This is a genomic window from Parasphingorhabdus sp., assembly GCF_036964675.1.
GTDB lineage: Bacteria > Pseudomonadota > Alphaproteobacteria > Sphingomonadales > Sphingomonadaceae > Parasphingorhabdus.
This window is the reverse complement of sequence record NZ_JBALTF010000053.1, coordinates 1-20,535: the sequence shown is the minus strand read 5'-3', so window position 1 is coordinate 20,535 and position 20,535 is coordinate 1. Positions and strand designations below refer to the sequence as shown.

Annotated in this window: 16 protein-coding genes; 12 read left to right on the top strand and 4 right to left on the bottom strand. The window is 58.0% G+C overall.

Going from position 1 to position 20,535, the window contains the following annotated elements; genetic code table 11:
• The 7 genes from nuoL to V7665_RS10015 all read left to right on the top strand — a co-directional run.
• Positions 1-1,444 (top strand): NADH-quinone oxidoreductase subunit L (gene nuoL / locus V7665_RS10045; protein WP_335664401.1); only part of this gene is annotated, 1,444 nt, incomplete at its 5' end.
• Positions 1,444-2,982, top strand: coding sequence for an NADH-quinone oxidoreductase subunit M (locus V7665_RS10040; protein ID WP_335664400.1), 1,539 nt, complete (start codon positions 1,444-1,446; stop codon positions 2,980-2,982). The genes nuoL and V7665_RS10040, both read left to right, overlap by 1 nt.
• On the top strand, positions 2,982-4,436 hold the full coding sequence (gene nuoN, locus V7665_RS10035) for an NADH-quinone oxidoreductase subunit NuoN (RefSeq protein ID WP_335664399.1): 1,455 nt from the start codon (positions 2,982-2,984) through the stop codon (positions 4,434-4,436). The genes V7665_RS10040 and nuoN overlap by 1 nt, the downstream gene beginning before the upstream one ends.
• Positions 4,364-5,146 (top strand): biotin--[acetyl-CoA-carboxylase] ligase, encoded by a 783-nt coding sequence (locus tag V7665_RS10030; protein ID WP_442955210.1) that lies wholly within the window; start codon positions 4,364-4,366, stop codon positions 5,144-5,146. The genes nuoN and V7665_RS10030 overlap by 73 nt, the downstream gene beginning before the upstream one ends.
• Before the next feature lie 15 nt (positions 5,147-5,161).
• Positions 5,162-5,944, top strand: coding sequence for a type III pantothenate kinase (locus V7665_RS10025; protein WP_335664398.1), 783 nt, complete (start codon positions 5,162-5,164; stop codon positions 5,942-5,944).
• Complete coding sequence (locus V7665_RS10020; RefSeq protein WP_335664397.1) at positions 5,941-7,581, top strand: ribonuclease J; 1,641 nt, start codon at positions 5,941-5,943, stop codon at positions 7,579-7,581. The genes V7665_RS10025 and V7665_RS10020 overlap by 4 nt, the downstream gene beginning before the upstream one ends.
• A 6-nt stretch (positions 7,582-7,587) precedes the next feature.
• Complete coding sequence (locus V7665_RS10015) at positions 7,588-7,872, top strand: DUF1467 family protein (RefSeq protein ID WP_335664396.1); 285 nt, start codon at positions 7,588-7,590, stop codon at positions 7,870-7,872.
• Between the two features lie 2 nt (positions 7,873-7,874).
• Here the strand turns inward: V7665_RS10015 and V7665_RS10010 are convergent, their stop codons facing one another.
• Positions 7,875-10,211 (bottom strand): hypothetical protein, encoded by a 2,337-nt coding sequence (locus tag V7665_RS10010; RefSeq protein ID WP_335664395.1) that lies wholly within the window; start codon positions 10,209-10,211, stop codon positions 7,875-7,877.
• Between the two features lie 69 nt (positions 10,212-10,280).
• On the opposite strand from V7665_RS10010, the gene V7665_RS10005 reads away from it, so the two are divergent.
• The 4 genes from V7665_RS10005 to V7665_RS09990 all read left to right on the top strand — a co-directional run bounded on the left by V7665_RS10005 (position 10,281) and on the right by V7665_RS09990 (position 14,438).
• On the top strand, positions 10,281-10,589 hold the full coding sequence (locus V7665_RS10005) for an Hpt domain-containing protein (protein ID WP_335664394.1): 309 nt from the start codon (positions 10,281-10,283) through the stop codon (positions 10,587-10,589).
• 120 nt (positions 10,590-10,709) lie between these two features.
• Positions 10,710-11,900 (top strand): hypothetical protein, encoded by a 1,191-nt coding sequence (locus V7665_RS10000; RefSeq protein WP_335664393.1) that lies wholly within the window; start codon positions 10,710-10,712, stop codon positions 11,898-11,900.
• Between the two features lie 88 nt (positions 11,901-11,988).
• Entirely contained in the window at positions 11,989-13,029 is a 1,041-nt protein-coding gene (locus tag V7665_RS09995) for a hypothetical protein (protein WP_335664392.1), read from the top strand.
• Entirely contained in the window at positions 13,026-14,438 is a 1,413-nt protein-coding gene (locus tag V7665_RS09990) for a sensor histidine kinase (RefSeq protein WP_335664391.1), read from the top strand. Before V7665_RS09995 ends, V7665_RS09990 begins: the two co-directional genes overlap by 4 nt.
• Before the next feature lie 46 nt (positions 14,439-14,484).
• On the opposite strand, the gene V7665_RS09985 is transcribed toward V7665_RS09990, so the two are convergent.
• Both V7665_RS09985 and gltX read right to left on the bottom strand, forming a co-directional pair.
• Complete coding sequence (locus V7665_RS09985; protein ID WP_335664390.1) at positions 14,485-15,768, bottom strand: citrate synthase; 1,284 nt, start codon at positions 15,766-15,768, stop codon at positions 14,485-14,487.
• 26 nt (positions 15,769-15,794) lie between these two features.
• Positions 15,795-17,237 (bottom strand): glutamate--tRNA ligase, encoded by a 1,443-nt coding sequence (gene gltX / locus V7665_RS09980; RefSeq protein ID WP_335664389.1) that lies wholly within the window; start codon positions 17,235-17,237, stop codon positions 15,795-15,797.
• Between the two features lie 43 nt (positions 17,238-17,280).
• Between gltX and V7665_RS09975 the strand changes: the two genes are divergently transcribed.
• Positions 17,281-19,482, top strand: coding sequence for a ComEC/Rec2 family competence protein (locus V7665_RS09975; protein WP_335664388.1), 2,202 nt, complete (start codon positions 17,281-17,283; stop codon positions 19,480-19,482).
• Here V7665_RS09975 and lexA read toward each other — a convergent pair.
• The gene (gene lexA, locus V7665_RS09970; protein ID WP_335664387.1) at positions 19,479-20,171 is read right to left on the bottom strand and encodes a transcriptional repressor LexA; all 693 of its coding nucleotides are present in this window, start codon (positions 20,169-20,171) and stop codon (positions 19,479-19,481) included. The two genes, V7665_RS09975 and lexA, sit on opposite strands and share 4 nt — an antisense overlap.
• Between the last annotated feature and the right edge of the window lie 364 nt (positions 20,172-20,535).

The following is a 20,535-nucleotide window of genomic DNA, read 5'->3' as shown; positions in this document are numbered from 1 at the left end:
CCTGGTCTTTGGCACCGTATCGATTCCCGAAATTCTCGAAGCCGCGCCGGGCATGGCCGGATCGACGATCACCTTTGCCGGGATGCGTCTCGATACGATGACCATCCTCTGCCTGCTCTTGTTCGTCGGCGCGATGGGCAAGTCGGCGCAGCTGGGTCTGCACACATGGCTGCCCGACGCGATGGAAGGCCCGACCCCGGTGTCGGCGCTGATCCACGCCGCCACCATGGTGACCGCAGGCGTGTTCATGGTCTGCCGTCTGTCGCCCATGTTCGAAACCAGCCCGGTTGCCCTGATGGTTGTAACGATTGTCGGCGCGTCGACCGCGATATTCGCGGCCACGGTTGGCCTGGTCCAGCATGATATCAAGCGGGTGATCGCTTATTCGACCTGTTCGCAGCTCGGCTATATGTTCTTCGCCGCCGGCGTTGGCGCTTATAGCGCGGCGATGTTCCACCTGTTTACCCACGCGTTTTTCAAGGCGCTTCTGTTCCTTGGCGCCGGTTCGGTGATCCATTCGATGCATCACGAGCAGGACATGCGCTATTATGGCGGCCTGCGGAAACATATCCCGTTCACCTTCTGGGCGATGATGGCCGGAACCCTGGCGATTACCGGCGTTGGTATCATCGGGCTCGGCGGTTTTGCCGGTTTCTATTCCAAGGATGCGATTATCGAAGTGGCCTTTGCCAGCGGTACCGAAGTCGGCCAGTTCGCCTTTGGTATTGGTGTCCTCGCCGCCTTGCTGACCAGCTTCTACAGCTGGCGGCTGATGTTCCTGACCTTCTGGGGCACGCCGCGCTGGATCCAGTCGGAACATATTCAGCACAGCGTCCACAAGACACCGGAACAGGCGGGCGCCGATACCACCGGCGGCTATCATCCGCATGAAAGCCCATTGACGATGCTTATTCCTTTGGGCGTATTGGCAACCGGCGCGGTATTTGCCGGCTTCCTGTTCCACAATCAATTTGTCGAAGCCGCCGAGGGCGCTGCCTTCTGGGCCGGAAGCCTGGCCTTTGACGAGCATCTGATGCACGCCATTCATGAAGTACCGCTCTGGGTCAAACTGTCCTCGACCGTCGCCATGCTGACCGGTCTTGGTACCGCGATCTTCCTGTATTTCTTTGGCAAGGATCGTCCGGCACGGCTGGCTGCAACATTCAGTCCGCTCTACCAGTTCTTTTTCAACAAATGGTATTTCGACGAGCTCTATCACCTGATCTTCATCCGCCCCGCGTTCTGGCTGGGACGGCTGTTCTGGAAGACGGGTGACGAAGGCACGATCGACCGCTTTGGTCCCAATGGCATTGCTTCGGTCATCGCCAGCGGCTCGGGCGTGATGAAACGCTTTCAGAGTGGATATCTATATACTTATGCCCTGGTCATGCTGCTCGGCCTTGCCGCTGCCGCGACCTGGATCATCGTGCAGGGAGCCAGCTAATGAACCAGCTTGATTTCCCAATCCTGTCGCTGATGATGGGCCTGCCAATGCTGGCAGCGATCATCTGTCTGTTCCTCAACGCGCAGGCGGCGCGCTGGCTGGCGCTGGCGACGACGCTGGCGCTGTTTGTGCTGGGCGTGGTCCTATGGGCCAATTACGATATTGGCGGTCCGCAATGGCAATATGTCGAGCGGGCAGACCTGTTCGGCAGCTTTGCCTGGGCGCTGGGTATCGACGGCATTTCAATGATGCTGATCATGCTCACCGTCTTCCTGATGCCAATCTGTATCGGCGCCAGCTGGGTATCGATCCAGACCAGGGTCGGCGAATATATGGCGGCCTTCCTGTTCATGGAAGTGCTGATGATCGGCGTGTTTGCGGCGCAGGATATCTTCCTGTTCTACATATTGTTCGAGGCTGGCCTGATCCCGATGTATCTGATCATTGGTATCTGGGGCGGCGCCAACCGGATTTACGCCAGTTACAAATTCTTCCTCTACACCTTGCTCGGCTCGGTGGTGATGCTGATCGCGATGCTGTGGATGGTGCAGGATGCCGGAACCAGCGATATTCCGACGCTGCTCAACTATGATTTTGCGCCCGAGGCACAGACATGGCTGTGGCTGGCCTTCTTTGCCAGCTTCGCGGTCAAGGTGCCGATGTGGCCGGTCCATACCTGGCTGCCCGATGCCCATGTTCAGGCGCCAACCGCCGGTTCGGTGATCCTGGCGGGCGTGCTGCTGAAAATGGGTGGTTACGGTTTCCTGCGTTTCTCCCTGCCGATGTTCCCGGAAGCGTCCGAGCAGTTCATCTGGCTGATCTTCGGCCTGTCTATGGTCGCGGTGGTTTACACCTCGCTGGTGGCGCTGGTGCAGCAGGACATGAAGAAGCTGATCGCTTATTCGTCCGTCGCCCATATGGCGATCGTCACGCTCGGCCTGTTCGCGTTCAACCGTCAGGGCATTGAAGGCGCGATTATCGTGATGCTGAGCCACGGCCTGGTATCCGCCGCGCTCTTCCTCTGTGTCGGCGTGATCTACGACCGCCTGCACACACGCGAAATCGACCGTTACGGCGGACTGGCGATCAACATGCCGAAATATGCGATATTCTTCATGCTGTTCACCATGGCCTCGATCGGCCTGCCGGGAACCAGCGGTTTCGTCGGCGAGTTTCTCTCTCTGGTCGGCCTCTACAAGGTCAACAGCTGGGTCACTCTGGTCGCTACCACCGGTATCATATTGGGTGCCGGCTATATGCTCTATCTCTATCGCCGGGTCGTCTTCGGTGAACTTGTCCACGAGGATGTCAAAGCCATGCCGGATCTGTCTGTGCGGGAAATCGCGCTGCTTGCACCGATAGCCGCTGCCGTGATGTGGATGGGTGTCTATCCGGAAAGCTTCATGGCGCCGATCCGTGGCGACGTCGGGGCGCTGGTTGCGCGCATCGACCGCGCCGCACCGGAAGGCGACGCGCATCTCAAAATGGGTGAGGCGAAAGCCATCGCCAAAGACCATGCCCAGGGGGAGGCACACTGATGGATATCGGAAATTCCCTTTGGCTGGTCTCGCCAGAAATCTTTCTCACGGTGTCGAGCCTGATCCTGTTGATGGTGGCCGCCTGGGGCGGTGAAAAATCAGCACGTCTGGTCACCATATTGTCGGCCGCCGCGCTGTTCGGCGCAGCGATCCTGTTGATGGTGCTGTCTCATATGCCCGAATTCAAGGACGGTGCCTCGGCATTCAGCGACCAATATCGCATGGATGCATTTGGCAGTGCTGCGAAATTCCTGATTTATCTCGCGGCGATCATCTCCTTGATGGTTGCACCGCGATTCTTTCAGGGCGGCGGCAAATATCGCCCGGAATATCCGGTGCTGATCCTGTTCGCCTGCATCGGCATGGGCATGATGGTCTCGGCGACCGACATGATGACCCTCTATATCGGTCTCGAACTGAACAGCCTGTCCGCTTATGTGCTGGCGAGCATCATTCGCACCGACATACGGTCTTCCGAAGCTGGTCTGAAATATTTCGTCCTTGGCGCTCTGGCCAGCGGCATGTTGCTGTTCGGTATTTCGCTGGTTTACGGCTTTGCCGGTTCGACCAGCTTTGCAGTGATTGGTGAAACGCTGAGCGGCGATCTGTCGACCGGTCCGCTGATCGGGCTGGTGCTGGTGCTTTCCGGTCTGGCGTTCAAGATCAGCGCGGTTCCGTTCCATATGTGGACGCCCGACGTGTACGAAGGCGCACCGACGCCGGTCAGCGCATTCTTTGCCAGTGCCCCGAAAGTGGCCGCTGTTGCGCTGACCGCGCGGGTGATTATCGAGGCCTTTGGCGGTCAGACTTCGGCCTGGCAGCAGATAATCGTGTTCGTCGCACTGGCGTCGATCATTCTTGGTGCGGTTGCCGCCATCGGACAGCAGAATATCAAGCGACTGCTGGCCTATAGCTCGATCAACAATGTCGGCTTCCTGCTCATCGGTCTCGCAACCGGCACCGCGCAGGGCATTTCGGCGATGCTGTTCTATCTCGCCATCTATGTCGCGATGACGTTGGGCAGCTTCATCTGTGTGCTCGAAATGCGCGACAAGGACGGCAAGCCGCTGGAAAGCCTGTCCAGTCTGGCCGGATTGTCGCAAACCCGTCCCGGTCTTGCCGCGGCCTTTGCGATATTCATGTTCTCGCTGGCCGGTATTCCGCCCCTGTTCGGTTTCTGGGGCAAGTTCATGGTCTTTGACGCGGCCGTTGCCGCAGGCATGTTGCCGCTGGCAGTGATCGGTATTGCCGCCTCGGTCATCGGTGCCTTTTATTATATCAAGGTCGTCAAGATCATCTATTTTGACGATCCTGCTGGTGAAATTGTTGCCACGGGCCACAAGACCGAAAATGGACTGATTGCGCTGCTGGCGCTGTTCGTATCGCCGCTGGGCTATCTGGCGATACCATTTATGGCCCCGATCACTACCGCTGCTGCGGCGTCGCTTTTCTGACTATTTCGATAGAGACCGTTGCCGAAACCGCATCAACCAATGCGGACCTGAAAGCGCTGGCCCTGACGGGCAGCGCGCCGGAAGGCTATTGGCTGCGGGCGATGCAACAAACCGGCGGCGTCGGCCGTCGGGGCCGCAAATGGGAAAGCCCGCAAGGCAATCTCTATTGCAGCACGGTGATCGATATACGTCCCGCCGACCCAGCGCCTTCCTCCTTGTCTTTTGTCGCCGGAATGGCAGTTTACCAAGCCATTCGTTACTTTCTGCCCGATGTGCCGATGCTGTTGAAATGGCCGAATGACATTCTCGTGTCGGACGCCAAGATCTGCGGCATTCTGCTGGAGCGGGTCAAGGATCAGGCGGTGGTCGGCATCGGCGTCAACGTCGCTATCGCCCCTGAAGTCGCGGGCCGGTCGGTGACCAGTCTGGCAGCGGCAGGCGCAGCAATAGACGCCGCTGGCTTGCTCGACATGTTATCGAGAGAATTTGAATCATGCGTAAACCTTTGGCGCAAAGCAGGCCTGGCGCATATACTGGCGAAATGGCAGAGTCTGGCGCATCCGGTTGGTACGGTCGTGACGACAAGTGACGATGGCGGCGAAAAAATTACCGGAGAATTTGCCGGCCTGGATGCAGACGGTGCGCTGCGCTTGAGAAAAACCGACGGAACGCTTATCGACATACGCGCTGGTGATATTTTCATCGAATAGAAAGACGATTCGCCCATGCTTTTGGCCATTGATGCCGGAAATACCAATGTTGTATTCGCCCTCTTCGACGGAGAGGACATTCGTGCGCGCTGGCGGATCGCTACAGACGCCCGGCGCACCGCAGATGAATATGTCGTATGGCTCAGGCAGCTGCTCCAACTGGAGGGTCTGGAACTGGGCGCCGTCGAGGCGGTGATCATTGGCACCGTTGTCCCGCGCGCACTGCATAATCTGACGGTCCTTTCGGAAAAATATTTTGGCGTGACCCCGCTGATCGCTGGTCGTGGCGCAGTGGAATGGGGCATTGCGCTCGACGTCGAGCAACCCGATAGCGTCGGGGCCGACCGGGTGCTCAACGTGATCGCGGCGCATCAGAAATATAAGCAGGACATCGTCATCATCGATTTCGGTACCGCGACCACTTTCGATGTGGCCGACTATGAAGGCGCCTATAAGGGAGGTATCATCGCTCCCGGCATCAATCTTTCGCTCGATGCCCTGGTTGGAAAAACCGCACAATTGCCGCGCATCGCGCTGGAATCTCCGGAAGATGAAAATGTCATTGGCACCACCACCGAGAGCCAGATGCTGATCGGCATTTTCTGGGGTTATGTTGCGATGATCGAAGGGCTAGTGGAGCGCACAAAGGCGCAAATTGGCCGCCCCACAAAAATCATTGCTACCGGCGGATTAGCCGTACTTTTTGACGAACATACAGATGTTTTTGACCATCTGGAATCGGACCTGACTCTTCAGGGCCTGCATTTCCTCTATCAGCGAGCAACACACGCTTCATGACAAAACCAAAAAAAGAGCTTCTTTTCCTGGCCCTCGGCGGGTCCGGCGAAATCGGTATGAATGTGAATCTATACGGCTGTGATGGCAAGTGGGTGATGGTCGATCTCGGCATGACCTTTGCTGACCCGAGCTATCCGGGGATTGACCTGATTCTGCCCGATCTCGAATTTATCGAGAAGCACCGGAAAGATTTGCTCGGTATCGTGCTGACCCATGGTCATGAAGATCATATCGGCGCGGTTCCTTATTTTGCTGCTGATCTCGATGTTCCCCTGTTCGCGACCCCGTTCACCGCAGGCCTGATCCGCCGCAAACTGGAAGAGGTTGGTCTGGAACGCGAGGTCAAGCTCAACATCATCCCCAATTCAGGCAGTTTTGATCTCGGGCCGTTCGGATTCCGCTATCTGCCGATCGCGCACTCTATTGCCGAAGGCAATGCGATGCTGATCGACACGCCATATGGCCGGATTTTCCATACCGGCGACTGGAAGCTGGACGATGAGCCGGTTCTTGGTGTGCCGTCGACCCCGGAAGATTTTACCAAAATCGGTGATGAAGGCATACTCGCCATGGTCTGCGATTCGACCAATGTCTTCAATGACAAGGCATCCGGGTCGGAAGGCGAAGTCCGCCGCAACCTGATGCGGGTGGTGGACGATATCGACACACGGATCGTGGTGACGACCTTTGCCTCCAACGCTGCCCGGCTGCAGACTCTGGGCGAAGTCGCCATCCATGCCGGACGGAAGCTTTGCGTCGCCGGCCGTTCGCTCGACCGGATCATCGAGAATTGCAAAGAAAATGGCTATCTCAAGAATTTTCCGCCTACGATCGATTTTCAGGAGGCGATGAGCCTGCCGCGCGGTGATGTGATGATCATTGCCACTGGCGGCCAGGGTGAGGCGAGGGCGGCGCTGGGCCGGATTGCCGGTGATAGCCATCAGATCAAACTGTCCGAAGGCGATCATGTGCTGTTCTCGTCAAAGCAGATTCCCGGCAATGAAATTGCGATTGGCCGGATCCAGAACCAGCTGGCGGCCAAGGGTGTCGTCATGATCACCGAGCGTCAGGAACATATTCATGTTTCGGGTCACCCCGGTCAACCGGAACTGGCACAAATGTATAAATGGATCAGGCCGGAAATATTGGTCCCGGTCCATGGTGAAATCCGCCATATGAAGACCCAGGTTCGCTTTGGTCTCGAACAGGGCGTTCCGAAAGCGATATTCCAGCAAAATGGCGATGTCGTGCGACTGGCCCCCAATGGACCGAAAATATTGGGCCAAGAACGCACCGGGCGTCTGGTCGTGGATGGCGATGTGATCATCCCGGCGGACGGCAAAACTCTGAACGATCGGCGCAAGACAGCGCATAACGGAATGATTTCGGTGGCAATCGGCCTGGACCACAAGGGCAAGATATTCGGGCAACCCGTGATGAAAATGCATGGCGTACCGCTGGAGGAAGACGAAGCTGATTTTCTTGATGAAGTGATCGACAAGATCATTGCCAAATATTCCAGTCCGGTGGGCAATATCGACAAGTTCAACGAAGCGATTCGCCTGCTGGTTCGTCGCAGCGCGACCGAGTGGACGGGCAAGAAACCGATCGTTTCGGTGCTCACTGTGGAGGCATAGCAGGCCATGCAAATTTACTCCGTTGTGGCGATCTACGTCCTTTTCTGGGTAACAGCCCTGTTCATCATCCTGCCGATAGGAATCCGCAGCCATCATGAAACCGGTGCAAAAATGGTGGAAGGCCAGTCGGATGGCGCGCCGGTCAATTTCCGGCCCTGGCGGATCCTTTTGCTGACCACGCTGCTGGCGACAGCCGGGTTCGGCTTATTCTATCTCAACTATATCTATGGCTGGCTCAACATGGACACGATTGATTTCTTCAATAGCCGGGAACGGATGAAAGACGTCTGATCCTAGCTGCGCAACCGCTCGATCGCCTGAGCCAGCGCAACATAAAGCTTGCCGACGTCCGATGACAGCAGGGTCACGCTGACGGCGCTGCCATCACGGGTGGCTAGGACACCGCGCAGCATTGCTTCGAAATCATGGATGTAGCGGTTCACATGCTCGCGGAATTCGTCATTGCCGGAATATTGCGCAAGGATTTCGCGTACTTCCCGTCCGTCGAGCAAGCGCACGGCCCGCCGCGTGAAAATGCCGCGATCGCCTTTCAGATAGGCTGCCCATTCGGTGTCGGTGACATCATTGGACAGGATTTTCCCGACATCAATCGAGATGGAATTGAGCGACTCGGTCAGCTGTGCCACCCGCCGGGTGAAATTCTCGTCGCTGCTTTGCTCGGCCTTTTCCTTGGCAAACAGGATGCGCTGCTCCAATTTGATGGTCATGTCCTCGATTGCGGCCAGTTGATCGGTGAGATGGGCCGCGGTGGACTGGGTCGTTGCAACCGCGCTTGATACCGCCCGTTCCAGTTTCGGTGCGATTGAGGCGATCTTGTCGTCGATAATCCGATTCAACGCTTCTTCGCTCATTTTTTCAAAAGCATCCGTCGAACCGGCAATGGAACTTTCGAGCGCTTGCCGGGAATGTTCGGAAGCCTGCGTGGCGGTTTCCTTCACCCGCAAAAGTGCGCTGATCATCTTTTCGCCGGCGCTTTCGGCCAAAGCTTCATTCTGTTCGCGCACCGCCTCAATGGCTTTCGAAATGTCGTCAATTTGCTCAACAATGGATGTGCTCGCATCGTCACTGGCGTCGCGCAATTGGCTGATCTTTTCCTGCTGCTGGCTGATCGAATGGTCGGTTTGGGCAACCTGTTGTGCCACTCTGCCGGCATCTTCCTGCGCCTGGCGGGCTTTGCTGGCGATCTGACCGTATAGCGCCAGGCTTTCCTTCGATTGCTCCGACACCCGTTCGAAAGCAGTGGGCAGGGTTTCGTCCATTTCCCGGGCGCTGCTGTCGAGTGCGACAAGCAATCTCTCCATCCGCTCGATCATGCCATCGGCGACGCCATAGCCATTTTCCAGCGACAGCTGCAAAGCGGCACTATTCTGTTCCATCGCCGACATGGCAAAGGCCAGTTTCGCGGTTTTTTCGCCGCTTTCACTGTCGAGATTCTTGACGTTCTCCGCGATGTCGGAGATATTCTGGTTGAGGGTCGCTGCCAGTGTTTTCAGCCGGCCTTCCTCAACATCAGCAATTTTCCCGGCACTGGCCAGCGCCGTTTCCAGCGCATCAAGGTCTGCCCGCATGGCCAGGGTCGATTCCGACGCTTCGGTGGCCAGCCGCGCCCGTGTTTTGTGGATGGCCTCGACGGTTTCCGACGTTGTTTTCCGCAGCAAGGCGGTCAGCTGGTTCGATCCGGCTTCTGCTTCGTGGAGCTGTTCCGCCAGGCTGACTTTGATATGCTCTGCTTCGACCGCAAGATTTTCTACCGACAGGGCGGATTTGTCCGTCAATGCAACGAGGCTCTGCTGGGCAGCCAAACCGACTTCGCCGATTCTCTGGAGCGTCGAAACCATCGCCGCCATTTCGGTCTGGGCGGTTCGTCCGGCATTGCCAATCTGGTTGGTCACGTCCTTGGCGGTGCTGATCACCACCGGCAAATGGTCGCGCAGCTGTTCGAGATTCTTGTAGGCGGTACCGCCAACATCATCCAGCTTCTGCATTTTGCCAAGACCATCTTCCAGAGATTTCCGGATCAGGCCAGCGGCGGTGGTCAGCTTGCCCGAGGACTGTTCTCCCAGAAACTCCAGTTCCCGGCTTTCCTGGCTCAGAAATTCGCGCGCGACACTGAGTTCATTGTTGACCGTCTTCAAACGGGTCTCGAGCAATTCGGACTCGGCGCGCAGCGAAAAGGCGACATCGGCAAAGCGGCCAGCTTCCCGCGTGCTGTTGCGCATATAGAGCAGATAGACAATGCCGAGCGTGATCATCGGCAGACACCATTGGGTCAGCAGGTCGATTCCGGCCTTGGCTGTCGGCATTGTGGTAAAAATGTCGCGGTTGGCCCAGAGGAAAAATCCGGTCCAGCCGAGCGCGGAAACCACCAGCAACAGCAGCGGCAGGAAGCGGGTGCGGGCAGGGGCCGAGGCGATGTCATCGGCATAATGGTTCCAGTCGTCTTCCGAAGAATTGTCGCTATTTTGCTGATTTTCATCAGGAAAATCGTGCGATTTTGCTTCGTGCGCGCGCGCTTCACGCTCCACGCTTGCGGTTGTTTCCGATTGGTCGTCGCCGGAATTTCCATCCCGGTCGCGCCACATCCCGATAATCTTAGATTCTCCTGCCATGGTCACTATTTAACACAATATCAGATCATAGAAACCATAAGTTAACCATATCGCGTGTAAACGATAGAAATGTCATTTGATTATGGGGCTTTGGATGCCGCTCTAACGGCTGCAGTGGGGGACGATCAGCCCCTCATCGCGGAATTGCGTGCGGCGTTTCTGGAAAGTGCGAGGCGGCAGGTTGACCTGCTCGGAAGAGCACGTTGCGATGCCAATTGGGAATATGCCGCATGGCGTCTGAAGGGGCTGGCCGCGAGTTTCTCCGCGACCAAGATCCTGCAGCTGGCTGATGAAGCCGCCCATTCCGCGCCGGGCGACCCGGTGATATTGCGGAAACTGGAACGCGCCGTTTCCACAGTAGAGGCCCATCGGGACTGATATGCCGTTGGCGAGACGCTGAACGCGGCTCAATCACCAGAATATCGCTTGGCATGACCGGACGCCACCATCTATGGATAGGAACACACTTCCTCTTCATCGTTCGGGACCCAAAATTTCGTGAAACTGGCATTGATTTCTCTAGCAAAAGACGATCTCGACGGACACGGGCCGATCGCCCTGTTGCCGTTGTTCGCCGGTACGCTGCTCGATTTGCAGATCAATGCCGCGCAACGCTTCGGCTGCGAGAAATTCATCTTCCTGTGTCCGGTAACCCATGGCGCGCTTTTGCAGAAGATCGATGCGATGAAGCAGCAGGGACTGGACGCAGAATATGTCCGCAGCCCCAGCGAGCTGGTCCAATATGCGAGTGACGAGGATCATATCATCTATATGGCCGACGGCATTCTCCCCAATGCAGAGATTGTCGATCAGCTGAGCGGAGTACCGCAGGAATTGCTGTTCACCGTGCTGCATGCCGAGGAATATCAGGAATTTGAGCGTATCGACCTCAACCAGCGCTGGCTTGGCATCGTTTCGCTCAACGCATCGCGGCTGGTTGCGATGATCGATATTCCGGACGAATGGGAGATCGGCTCGGCTTTGCTCAGAACTGCGGTTCAGGCCGATTGTCCGCGCGCGATCATCTCGGATCGCAGAATGGGTTCCGGCGCGATATCTCATATCCAAAGCGAAGTCAGCGCGGCGCAATTTACGCGGCGCAAGTTGAAAGAAATGCCGGTTGAAAAGGACAATTTTCTGAACCGCTTTCTGTTGCGTCCCCTGATCAAGCGCAGCTTGCCGAGGCTATGGAGAAAAAGAGCGGCACCGCAATATCTGCAGATTTGTTCTTTGGCCGCAGGAATTACGGGCATTTTGACGGCTGGTTTCGGTGAATCCGTCGCTGCGCTGACCCTGTTTTTTATCGGCAGCATCGCGCAATTTACCCGGACATCAATGGTGCAATTTGACAATGTTGTGAAAGGCCGGGACTGGACCGGGCTGGCGCTGGATGGGCTCGTGGCAACCGGTGTCGCAATTCTCTTGCTGCAAGCCTCTGATGCGCTGACATCGGCGCCAAATCTGGTGATTCTGATCTTGCTGCTCGCGCATCTCCTGCTTTTGAGGGGCGAGCCGGGCGCCATTCGTCTGGCGCTGATAAAGCCGGATATGCGATTGGTGCTGCTGATCTTGCTGCTGGTCAGTATTTTTGGGCCGATAACTTATGGCATCTACGCCGCTGCGCTATATTCTGGCCTGTCTCTCGTTCTCGACCGTTATTTGACCAAAAAATTCGATGAAAAGGTCTGACTTTCAAGAGGAATAGCGGAATATTCGACTTAGCGGCTTGTTAACCACATTAGCGTACGGCCTAGTTATGGCACAACGAGTTTTTCCGATGGACCGATCCAAGCACCATGATATTATCCGGCACGCGACTGCGTTGGCCGACAAAGCCGCTTTTGTGGCTGATGATTTTGCTCAGGCCCTGTTTCCCAGAACCGACGTGGTTTTCAATGACCGCATGCGATCCAATGCGCAGCAATATCTGCGCAGCGTCGTCGGTCAGATTGAAAGACGCATCTGCCTGATTGCGACCCAGGATATGGGCGTCAGCCAGGAAATATTCCAGACAATCGCACAGGGCGGTGAAGGCCAGAGCTTTCCCGTGCTGGAACATAGCGGTTTGCTGAAGACGGTCGACATCGTCGAGCATCTGTTTGTCAAAACACAGCAAAGCGAGCTGGCGGCAAGATTGCTGCAGAAAATTTCGCAGGAAGATCTTGAATCAACGCTGACCCGGCATCTGGATCATGACGATCCGCTGGTTGCCGAAGCCGCCATGGGCTTGCTGGTTGCGCAATCCAAGACCACCGGTGCCGCAGGCGAAATTGCCGCCAGTCTTGAAGATTTGTCACCGGAAATTGCTTATGCCTTTGTCTGGCCAGTTACGGCCGCGCTTGCCAGACTTTCCGGGTTCCCCGGCTTGCAACTGCAGCAGGCGACGGAACGGCTGCTCGCCGCGCATGACGAGAGTGCTGGCGTGGCGCGCAAGGCAGAGCGCCTTGCCCAGTTGCTCCACCAGTCGAGGACGGAACAGGATCCCTTTCCCCATCCGATGAGAGATGGCCTGTCGCTGTTTGTTGCCCGGCTGGCCCGGCAATCCGGCTTGACCAGCGACCAGATCGTCGCCTTCACGGCCGAGCCGAATATGGCGCGATTTGTCGTTGTGATGCGCGCGGCAGATTTCCCCGTACAGGAAGCATTGTCGATATTTGCCGCGCTTGATGGCGGCGACCATATTCTGACTGCAGCAACCTATGGCGAGACGGATCGGGACCGGTGTTTGGCGCTGGTTTCGCGCTGGGCATCTCCTCATGCTTACCAGAATGCCGAACGGGTTCTTTCCGCTGACTATTTGAGCGATCAGGGAAAATGACCACGGCGCGCAAATTGGCCGAGCCGGTGCGTGGGCAAGTGGATGTCGATGGCTTGCTGCTGTCGGCTGATCCGCTGCTCATGCGGCTCCATTTGCGCTGTGGCGGCAAGGAAGGCGGGCCTTTGGCGGTCCCCGAACTGGCCGAGCTGTGCCGTCTCAGCCGGCGGCTGGGCATGAACCTGTCGCGTCCGGTCCAGGCGTCGGATGATGAATCCCGTATTGAAATGTGGGTAGAAACACGGCTTGCCTCACCGGAGAAAGCAAATGCGCTCAGTCTTTCGATCATCGACTGGAAAGAATATGCTTATGACGAGAGCGACAAGATTGATCCGGCTCGTGAGCGTGATTTTGACCGGCTGGAAGGCCGGGGCGCGATCAGGACCGACGCGGCGCTGCGGATCATTGCCCAGCAAATGCCCGGAAAGGCCGCCCAGGATTTCGATGTCATTGGCCGGTCTCTGCTCGATATATATGATGTGATTCCAGCGTCGGCAAACGCAAGATTGCTTGAGGCAGTAGCGGAGCGCCAACCAATCCGGAATCAACGGATGCGGCAGAAAATAGAAGCGCAGCGCCTGTTTGTGCTGCAAGGATATCCGCTGATCGACAAGGCGGGCCTGTTCGCCGGCTATCGTTTCACGGCGACGCCGGATGAGGCGCCAGTTGCGGTGCCAGATGATCAGCCAGCCAGCGGTACCGATATAAAACGTGCCAGCGGAAAACTGATCAGCGACAGTCTGTTCGGCTCGCAGCTGGGCCCGGCCCTGCGCCAGCCGCTCGGCAAGATCATCGCGAACGCGGAAACGATCAGCAGCAAGCTGGAAGGTCCGCTGCGCGGCGACTATGCCAGCTATGCCAAGGATATTGCCTCCGCCGGGCGGCATTTGCTCGATCTGGTCAATGACCTTTCCGATCTGGAGGCGATCGAACGCCCGGAATTCACGGTTGCCGGGGATGATATCGATCTGGTTGATCTCGCCCACCGCGCAGCCGGCCTGCTAGCGGTCAAGGCGGCGGACCACCAGATACGCATAGAGCTTCCGGACGAGGGGGAGAAACTTCCTGCCTGCGGCGAATTTCGCCGGTCGCTGCAAATTCTCGTGAACCTGATTGGCAACGCGATCCGCTATTCGCCGGATGGTTCGGTGATCAAGCTGCGTGTTTCTGCCGAACCGGGCTTTGCCCGCATTTCCGTGACCGATCACGGTGATGGCATTGCCGCGGAAGATCAGGAGCGGATTTTCGAGAAATTCGAACGTCTGGGCCGATCCGGCGACGGTGGCAGTGGCCTTGGACTGTTCATCTCTCGCCGACTGGCGCGGGCGATGGGCGGCAGTCTGACGGTAGACAGCAAGGCCGGCGAAGGCGCGACCTTCACATTGTCGCTTCCGGAACGGAAAAAGTCATAAAAAAGGGGAGCGAAATTGCTCCCCTTTCCCACAATAGCTATATTTCCTAGCGCTTGTCGATCGGCACATAGTCGCGCTTGGTCGGGCCGGTGTAGAGCTGACGCGGCCGACCGATACGCTGGCCTGGATCGGAGATCATCTCGTTCCACTGGGCGACCCAGCCGACGGTGCGGGCGAGGGCGAACAATACGGTGAACATCGAGGTCGGGAAACCGATCGCCGACAGGATGATACCGGAATAGAAATCGACGTTCGGGAACAGCTTCTTCTCGATGAAATAGGGATCGTTGAGCGCCATTTCTTCCAGCTGCAGCGCCACCTCGAATACCGGATCCTTGACCTTCAGCGTTTCGAAGACTTCGCGGACGGTTTCCTGCATCACTGATGCACGCGGATCGTAATTTTTGTAAACCCGGTGGCCAAAGCCCATCAGCCGGAACGGATCGTCCTTGTCCTTGGCGCGTGCGATATATTCCGGAATGCGATCGGGATGACCGATTTCCTTCAGCATGTTGAGCGCAGCTTCATTGGCACCGCCATGCGCGGGGCCCCAGAGGCAGGCAATGCCCGCTGCGATGCAGGCAAAGGGGTTGGCTCCCGACGAGCCGGCAAGCCGGACGGTCGAGGTTGAGGCATTTTGCTCATGATCGGCGTGGAGGATGAAAATCCGGTCCATGGCCTTTTCAATCGCCGGGTTCACGACATATTCCTCGGCCGGAACGCCAAAGGTCATGCGCAGGAAATTGCCGGTATAGGACAGCTCGTTGTCCGGATAGACAAAGGGCTGACCGATCGAATATTTATAAGCCATGGCAGCAATGGTCGGCATCTTGGCGACCAGACGGTGGCTGGCGATCATCCGTTGCGCCGGATCGTTGATGTCGGTGCTGTCATGATAGAAAGCCGACAGCGCGCCGACCACGCCGCACATGATCGCCATCGGATGGGCATCGCGGCGGAAACCCTGGTAAAAGCCGCGCAACTGCTCATGCACCATCGTGTGACGGGTGATCGTGTTGTTGAAATCGGCAAATTCATCCGCAGATGGCAATTCGCCACGGAGCAAAAGATGGGCGACTTCCATGAAGCTGCTGTTCTCGGCGAGCTGTTCGATCGGATAGCCGCGGTGCAGCAACACACCTTCGCCGCCATCGATGAAGGTCAGTTCGGATTCGCAGCTGGCGGTCGAGGTAAAGCCCGGATCATAAGTGAACGCGCCGGTCTGACCGTATAATTTGCGGATATCGACGACGTCGGGGCCGGTGGTGCCCGTCAGAATGGGATATTCGTAATTTTCCCCATTGATGCTGAATTTTGCGTTATCGCTCACGATATTGTCCTTTCTGCTCCTGATGCTCAGGTTTTTTCTATTTGATCTGCAAGACGCCCCAATGACTCTTCTTTGCCGAGAAGTATCAGGACATCAAAAATTCCGGGTGAACTGGTGCTTCCCGTCAGTGCCGCGCGCATAGGTTGTGCGAGCTTTCCTAACCCCAATTCGGCAGACTCCGCGATCGCTTTTATAACTTCTTCCGTTGCCTCGAGTGTCCAGTCTTCCAGATCAGTCAAGCCAAGGTGAATCGATTTAAGCAAGGTCCGTGCGTCAGCGTCTAGCAGATTCTCTGCCCGCTCGTCGAGGCCAAGTGGGCGTTTTTTAAAGAGAAAAAGACTGCTTTCGGCCAATTCGAGCAGATTTTTCGCCCGGCTCTTCAAAACTGGCATCGCTCGGCCGAGCAAATCGCTGTCGGAAGCGGACAAGGAATGGCCCAAATCCTGCTCGATCCAGGGCGTGGCAAGCCGCACCAGGTCTGCGTCAAGGGCCTCGCGCATATAATGGCCGTTCAGATTTTGCAGCTTTTTCGTGTCAAAGCGCGAGGGCGATTTGCCGACGCCTTCCAGCGCAAACCATTCGATCGCCTGCGCCCGGGAGATGATCTCGTCATCGCCATGGCCCCAGCCGAGGCGCAGCAGATAGTTGAACATCGCGTCTGGCAATATGCCCATGTCGCGATAGGCTTCGACACCCAGCGCGCCATGCCGTTTGGACAATTTGGCGCCGTCATTGCCGTGAATCAGCGGGATATGCGCATAGACCGGTTCCGCCCAGCCCATCGCCCGAATCAGCGCCAGCTGCCGGAACGCGTTGTTGAGATGGTCATCGCCGCGAATCAAATGGGTGACGCCCATGTCATGATCGTCGACTACGACCGCCAGCATATAGGTGGGCGAACCGTCGGAGCGCAGCAGGATGAAGTCGTCAATCTCGCCATTCTGGACCGAGACATCGCCTTGCACCATGTCCGGGATGGTTACCTTGCCAGCGGTTTCGGTTTTCAGGCGAATCACGAACGGCGCGCCTTCCGGTGCTTCCGACGGATCGCGGTCACGCCAGCGGCCATCATAGCGCATCGGCTTTTTCTCGGCTCGCTGCAGCTCGCGCATCGCGGTCAGCTCTTCCGGGGTGGCAAAACATTTATAGGCATTGCCCGATGCCAGCAATTCATGGGCGACTTCGGCATGGCGTTCAGCGCGTTCGGACTGGAAGACCGTTTCGTCATCCCAGTCGAGACCCAGCCATTCGAGCCCTTCGGAAATCGCATCAATCGCTTCCTGGGTCGAGCGCGCCTTGTCGGTATCCTCGATGCGCAGCAGCGCTTTTCCGCCATGATGGCGGGCAAACAGCCAGTTGAACATCGCCGTACGGGCGCCGCCGATATGCAGAAATCCGGTGGGCGAGGGGGCAAAGCGGGTGACGACCGCATTTGTCTGTTTCGGCTGATCGGTATCTTTTGAATTCACGCTGGCTTTGTCCCTGTGATAGGTTTTTAAAATGCGGGAAAGAGTGAGCCCGAAGAGCGCCAGAGGCACCGGTTCCGGACCGCTTGCTGTCGCCCTTAGCATGCTGTTTCATCCACGACAATTGTCTGATTTCTGGCGCGACAAACAGCCGCTGCAAAAGCTCGAAAACCTGCTCGAGCGGGAGCGGGACCAGTTGCCGCTTTGGGTGCCGGTGGCGCTCGGCTGCGGAATCGCGTCCTGGTATGTTCTGGCCAATTTCGCCTGGTCACTGGCCTTGGTCAGCCTGTGCGGCGGGCTTGGCCTGTTTGCCGCGATGACCGCGCGCGAGCTGCGGGCCGGCAAGGCTTTGTTCTGGTTCGCGCTGCTGGCTGCGATCGGCTGCGCGCTGATCTGGTTTCGCTCGTGGAGCGTGGCTGCGCCGGTGCTGGAACGGCCGCTGGTCACCATATTCAACGCCGAGATCGAGCGGGTCGAACCGGTTCTGGCGCGCAACATGGTCCGGCTGACGCTGCGCACCGGCGAAAATCCCGGGCTGCCGCCGCGGGTGCGGGTGAATGTGCCGCTCGAACAGGCCGATCCCGACCTGCAGGACGGGGCGCTGATCCAGCTGCGCGCGCGGCTGATGCCACCGGCGATGCCGGCGCTGCCCGGCGCTTATGATTTTTCCGAACGCGCCTGGTTCCTGGGGCTTGGCGCGACCGGGCAGGCGCTGGGCGAGATCAGGATATTGCAACCCGCCGATCCGCTTTTCGCCCTGTCGCGTTACCGGCAGCAGCTGTCGGCTCATGTCCAGTCGCAGATGTCCGGCGCTGCCGGTGCGATTGGTGCGACACTGGCCACCGGGGATCGCGGCGCAATCGACGAAGCGGACGCCGAAGCGATGCGGCGCAGCGGTCTGGCGCATCTGCTGTCGATCAGCGGGCTGCATGTTACGGCGGTGGTCGGCGCCATCTATCTGCTGGTGCTCAAGTCGCTCGCTCTGTCGCCGCCGCTGGCGCTGCGCTTCCGGTTGCCGGTCGTGGCGGCTGCATGCGCGGCGCTGGCGGCGGTTGCCTATACGCTGATGACCGGCGCGCAGGTGCCGACGATCCGGGCCTGCGTTGCGGCCCTGCTGGTGCTGGTCGCGCTGATGATGGGGCGCAGCGCGATCACCTTGCGGATGGTCGCGGCGGGCGCGCTATTCGTATTGATCTTCTGGCCCGAGGCTTTGGTCGGGCCGAGCTTCCAGCTCAGTTTTGCGGCGGTTACCGCGATCATTGCCCTGCACGAACATCCGCGGATCAAGGCGCTGTTCATGCTGCGCGAGGAGTCTGTGATGCGCCGCGTCGGGCGGTTCATATATTCGCTGTTCCTGACCGGTCTGGTGGTCGAAATCGCGCTGATGCCGATTGCGCTCTACCATTTTCACAAGGCCGGGCTTTATGGCGCGCTGGCCAATATCATCGCTATTCCGCTGACCACCTTCGTGATCATGCCGCTGGAGGCGCTGGCTCTGGTGCTGGACAGTGTTGGTCTCGGTGCGCCGGTCTGGTGGGCCTGTGAAAAGGCCTTGAACAGCCTGATCGCGCTTGCCCATTTTGTCTCGAGCAGACCCGGCGCGGTGACGATGTTGCCGACCATGCCGGTGATCGCCTTCGGTTTCGTGTTGCTCGGCGGCCTGTGGCTCTGCCTGTGGCGGGAGCGCTGGCGCTATTGGGGGCTGGTGCCGGCGCTGATCGGAGCGCTGGTCATCGCGACGACCCGCGCGCCCGATCTCTATATTACCGGTGACGGCCGCCATGTCGCTATTCGCAATGATCGGGGAGAACTGGCGATGCTGCGCAGCCGCAGCGGTGACTTTATTCGCGACATGATCCGGGAAAATGCCGGAGTGGAAGGGGATTCGCAGGCGCTGGAAGACTGGCCCAATGCCGATTGCAATGCCGACGCCTGTCTCGTCACCTTGCGCAAGGACGGGCGCGACTGGCAGATATTGGCGACCCGCAGTTCCCACTATATTTCCGCTCTGGCGCTGTCGGCGGCCTGTCGCCGCGCGGATATCGTGGTCAGCGAGAGATGGCTGCCGGCAAGCTGTCAGCCGCGCTGGCTCAAGGCCGACCGGAACCTGTTGGCGCAGGTCGGCGGCATGACCATCGATCTGGAAAATCAGAAAATATCCACCGCACTAGACTGGACCGGCAGGCATGTGTGGACCCGCTATCGCAGCGGTGAGGCCAAAGGCGACAAACGGGGCAACCGGAACTAGTAGCGGCGCAGCAATCCGGCCATCTTGCCCTGAATGCGCACTTCACCCTCGCCATATATTTGCGGCGCATAAGCGGCATTGGCCGGGTCGAGGCGGATCCGCCCATTTTCCTTGCGCAGATATTTCAGCGTGGCTTCTTCGTCGTGGATCAGCGCCACGACAATCTCGCCATCGCGCGCCACTTCGGTTTTCTGGATCAGCGCATAATCGCCGTCGAGAATACCGGCGTCGATCATCGAGTCACCGGACACTTCCAGCGCATAATGTTCGCCGGGACCAAGCAGGGCCGCCGGAACGCTGAGCGCCGACTGGCCTTCCATCGCCTCAATCGGCGCACCAGCAGCGATCCGGCCGTGCAAGGGAATTTCGATAACATCATTGTTCGCCGCCGGGGCAGGATTGGAAATCACTTCGCGCACCGTGGTTTCGGGGTGCAGGGCAATGACATTGGAATGGGTGGTTTCGTGGACGCCGCCCTCGGGCAGCTTCAACACTTCCAAAGCGCGCGCCCGGTTGGGCAGGCGGCGGATGAAGTGCCGCTCCTCGAGCGCGCTGATCAGCCGGTGAATGCCGGATTTCGACTTCAGGCCCAGCGCCTCCTTCATTTCCTCGAACGAGGGGGAAACGCCGCTATCCTTGAGCCTGTCATCGATGAAACACAGCAATTCATGTTGCTTTTGCGTGAGCATGTCCACTATCCTGTTCTGGGAACGAATACGGAACAATTAAGAAACAAAACGGGCCAAGTCAAGCGGGAAGTGATTATCCCCCTGGCAGAACGGTAGGCGAAATGGAAAAAATTATCCGCGGCCTCGATGGCGGCCATTCGCGTTTTCCCTTAAAAAAGCTGGCGTTCCAGACGCTCCCCAACAGTAGTCGTTCCGCGAGGAACATTCGACATGGGAAACACTGGCCTTTTGATGCGGCAGCCTAGTCGGCGGGAAATATTTTTCGGTTCTTGGCGCAGTAAAGCGCTTCGTCGGCGGCGGCGAACAACGTTTGGGGGTTATATTTGCCGTCCTTACCAGCGAAAGCGAAGCCGACCGATACCTT